The organism is Streptomyces sp. AV19 (assembly GCF_015999245.1).
Classification (GTDB): Bacteria; Actinomycetota; Actinomycetes; order Streptomycetales; family Streptomycetaceae; genus Streptomyces.
In genome coordinates, this window is record NZ_JAEAMR010000030.1 from 1 (window position 1) to 3,491 (window position 3,491).

Below are 3,491 nucleotides of genomic sequence, written 5' to 3' on the forward strand. Positions count from 1 at the left end.
ACCACACCCTCACCCCCACCACCACACCCACCCACCTCCCCACCTACCCCTTCCAGCACAGCCGTTACTGGCTGGACGCTCCGGCCCGGCAGTCCGCCACCACTCCGCCGGACGCTCACGCCGACTTCTGGGAGCTGGTGCAGCGCGAGGACCTGGAGGAGCTGGCCCGCACGCTCCGGCTCGACGCCGGCGCGCGGGACGGGCTGACGTCCGTCGTCCCAGCCCTGTCCACGTGGCACCGGGACCGCACCGCCGCTTCCGCGCTGGACGCATGGCGGTACCGCGAGGACTGGAAGCTCCTGCCCGAGAGCCCGGCGGCCCGCCTCACCGGCACCTGGCTCGTCGCGGTCGCCCCGGGGCAGGCGGACGGCGAGGTGTACGAGGCGGTCACCGCCGGTCTGCGCGCGCACGGGGCGACGGTGGAGACCGTCGTGGCGCCCGACCGCGCGGAGCGGTGGTCCGAGGTGCTCGCCACGCGTCCCGGCACGGCCGGTGTGCTGTCCCTGCTCGCCCTCGACGAGACCCCGCTCCCCGACGCCCCGGCGACCCCGGCCGGTCTGCACCGGACGCTGCTCCTCGTCCAGGGGCTGTCGGCGGCGGCCGTCCCGCTGTGGTGCGTCACCCGGGGCGCGGTCTCCGTGGGCGCGGGCGACCCGCTGACCGCTCCGGAGCAGGCGCTGGTGTGGGGACTCGGCCGGGTCGCAGCTCAGGAACTCCCCGACAGCTGGGGCGGGTTGATCGACCTCCCGACGTCCCCGACTGACGGGCGGACGGCGGCCCGGCTCTGCGCCGCACTCGCGTCCGGCGACCACGAGGACCAGATCGCGGTCCGGCACTCCGGCGTCCTCGCCCGCCGACTGGCCAGGGCCCCGCGACGCGCCGACGCGCCCGTCGAGGACTGGATGCCCGGCGCCGGGACGGTGCTGATCACAGGCGGTACCGGCGCGCTCGGCGGCCGGCTGGCCCGCCGGCTGGCGGCGCGGGGCGCCGAGCATCTGCTGCTCGTCAGCCGGCGCGGCGCCGACGCCCCGGGCGCGGCGGAACTGACCGCCGAACTGACCGCCGCGGGGGCCGGGGTGACGGTGGCCGCGTGCGACGTCGGTGACGCGGAGGCACTCCGCGACCTGCTCGCGGCGATCCCGCCCCGCCGTCCGCTCACCGCCGTGTTCCACACGGCCGCGGTGCTGGACGACGCGGCCCTGGAATCCCTGACGCCCGATCAGGTGGACCGCGTGCTGCGGGCCAAGGCCGCCGCGGCACGGCACCTGCACGAGCTGACCCGGGACGCCGGCCTCTCCGCGTTCGTCCTGTTCTCCTCCCTGGCCGGCACCGTCGGCATGACGGGACAGGGGAACTACGCCCCCGCGAACGCCTACTTGGACGCTCTGGCGCGGTATCGCCGCTCGCAGGGGCTGGTGGCCACCTCCGTGGCCTGGGGCGCCTGGGCGCACGGCGGCATGGCCGACCGCGACGCGGTGGCCGACAAGCGCGTCCGGCACGGCGTACCGCCGCTGGCCCCGGAGTCCGCCGTCCTCGCGCTGGAAGCGGCGCTGGGGCAGGACGACACCGCCCTGGTCATCGCCGACATCGACTGGGACCGCTTCGCCCACGTCTACACCGCCACCCGGCCCAGCCCTCTGCTCGACGGCATCCCCGAGGCGCGCCATGTGCTCGCCGACGTCACGGAGCAGGCGGACGGGGCCGGGGCCGTCACGCTGCGCGAGCGGCTGGCCGAGGCCGACCCCCGGGAGCGCGAACGACGGCTGCTGGAAGCGGTACGCGCCCAGGTGGCGGCCGTCCTCGGCCACGATTCGGCCGAAGCCGTGGGCACTGGGCGGCAGTTCCTCGACCTGGGCCTGGACTCGGTCACCGCAGTGGAGCTGCGCAACCGGCTCGGCGCGCTCACCGGCCTCCGGCTGTCCGCCTCGGTGGTCTTCGACCATCCGACCGTCGGCGAACTCGTCCGCCACATCGGCGCCGAGCTCTTCGACGAAGCGGCGGACACCTCCGGCGAGGCCGAACTCGACCGTCTGGAAGAGCTGTTGGCGACCTTGCCGGACGACGCCCCCGCCAGGGGCGACATCACCGCGCGCCTGCGCCGCCTCCTCCGTTCCGCGACGGGCGCCGACGCGCCCGCGACCGAAGACCTCGAAGCCGCCAGCGACGACGAGCTGTTCGGCTTCATCGAGAAGGAATTCGGGATCTCCTGACCCCGCCCGAGCCGGGGCGGCGGCCCTTGCCACCGCCCCCCTCCTTCACCGTTCCCGGTCTTCCTTCGCCGTTCCCGGCCGACGGCCGCCCCCTCGCACCACCGAAACCCATCGCATGGAGCACGCACATGGACGACGCCAAAAAACTCCGTCACTACCTGACCCGGGTCACCGCCGAGCTCCAGGAGACGCGGGCGCAGCTGCGGGCGGCGGAGTCGGCGGCCGGTGAGCCGGTGGCGATCGTCGGGATGAGCTGCCGCTACCCCGGCGGCGCCACCTCGCCGGAGGCCCTGTGGGACCTGGTCGCCGATGGCGGGGACGGCGTCTCCGGGTTCCCCGACGACCGGGGCTGGGACCTGGCCGGGCTACTCGACCCGGACGGCGGGCGACCCGGCACCTCGTACACCGCGAAGGGCGGATTCCTGCACGACGCGGGCGAGTTCGACGCCGGCTTCTTCGGGATCTCGCCGCGCGAGGCGCTGGCGATGGACCCGCAGCAGCGGCTGCTCCTGGAGACCTCCTGGGAACTCTTCGAGCGCGCCGGCATCGACCCGACATCGCTGCGCGGCAGCCGCACGGGTGTCTTCGTCGGCGCCAGCTTCCACGACTACGGCAGCCGGCTGCCCGCGATCCCGGCGGAGATCGAGGGCCACGCCATCACCGGCGTCGCGGGCAGCGTCCTGTCCGGGCGCATCTCCTACACCTTCGGGCTCACGGGTCCGGCCGTCACGGTGGACACGGCGTGTTCGTCGTCCCTGGTGGCGCTGCACCTGGCGATGCAGTCCCTGCGGCAGGGCGACTGTTCGCTGGGTCTGGTCGGCGGTGTCGCCGTGATGTCCACGCCGGACCTCTTCACCGAGTTCAGCCGGCAGCAAGGGCTGGCCCGCGACGGCCGGACGAAGGCGTTCTCCGGCGAGGCCGACGGCATGGTCGCCTCGGAGGGCGTCGGACTCCTGCTGGTGGAGCGCCTGTCGGACGCCCAGCGCAACGGGCACCGCATCCTCGGGGTGATCCGGGGTTCGGCGGTGAACCAGGACGGCGCGTCCAACGGCCTCACCGCGCCCAACGGCCCGGCTCAACGGCGCGTCATCCGCGAGGCGTTGGTGAACGCGGGCGTGGTCGCGTCCGAGGTGGACGTGGTCGAGGCGCACGGCACGGGCACTGCACTCGGCGACCCGATCGAGGCCCAGGCCCTCCTGGCCACCTACGGCCAGGACCGGGACCGTCCCGTGCTCCTCGGCTCGGTGAAGTCCAACATCGGCCACACCCAGGCCGCCGCCG

2 protein-coding genes are annotated in these 3,491 nt (G+C 74.8%); both read left to right on the forward strand.

The genetic code is table 11. The features are described 5' to 3' along the window. Positions 1 to 2,210: SDR family NAD(P)-dependent oxidoreductase (locus I5Q34_RS32655; RefSeq protein ID WP_199896124.1), on the forward strand; the 2,210-nt coding region annotated here is incomplete at its 5' end. Between the two features lie 128 nt (positions 2,211 to 2,338). Next, positions 2,339 to 3,491: beta-ketoacyl synthase N-terminal-like domain-containing protein (locus I5Q34_RS32660; RefSeq protein ID WP_199896125.1), on the forward strand; the 1,153-nt coding region annotated here is incomplete at its 3' end.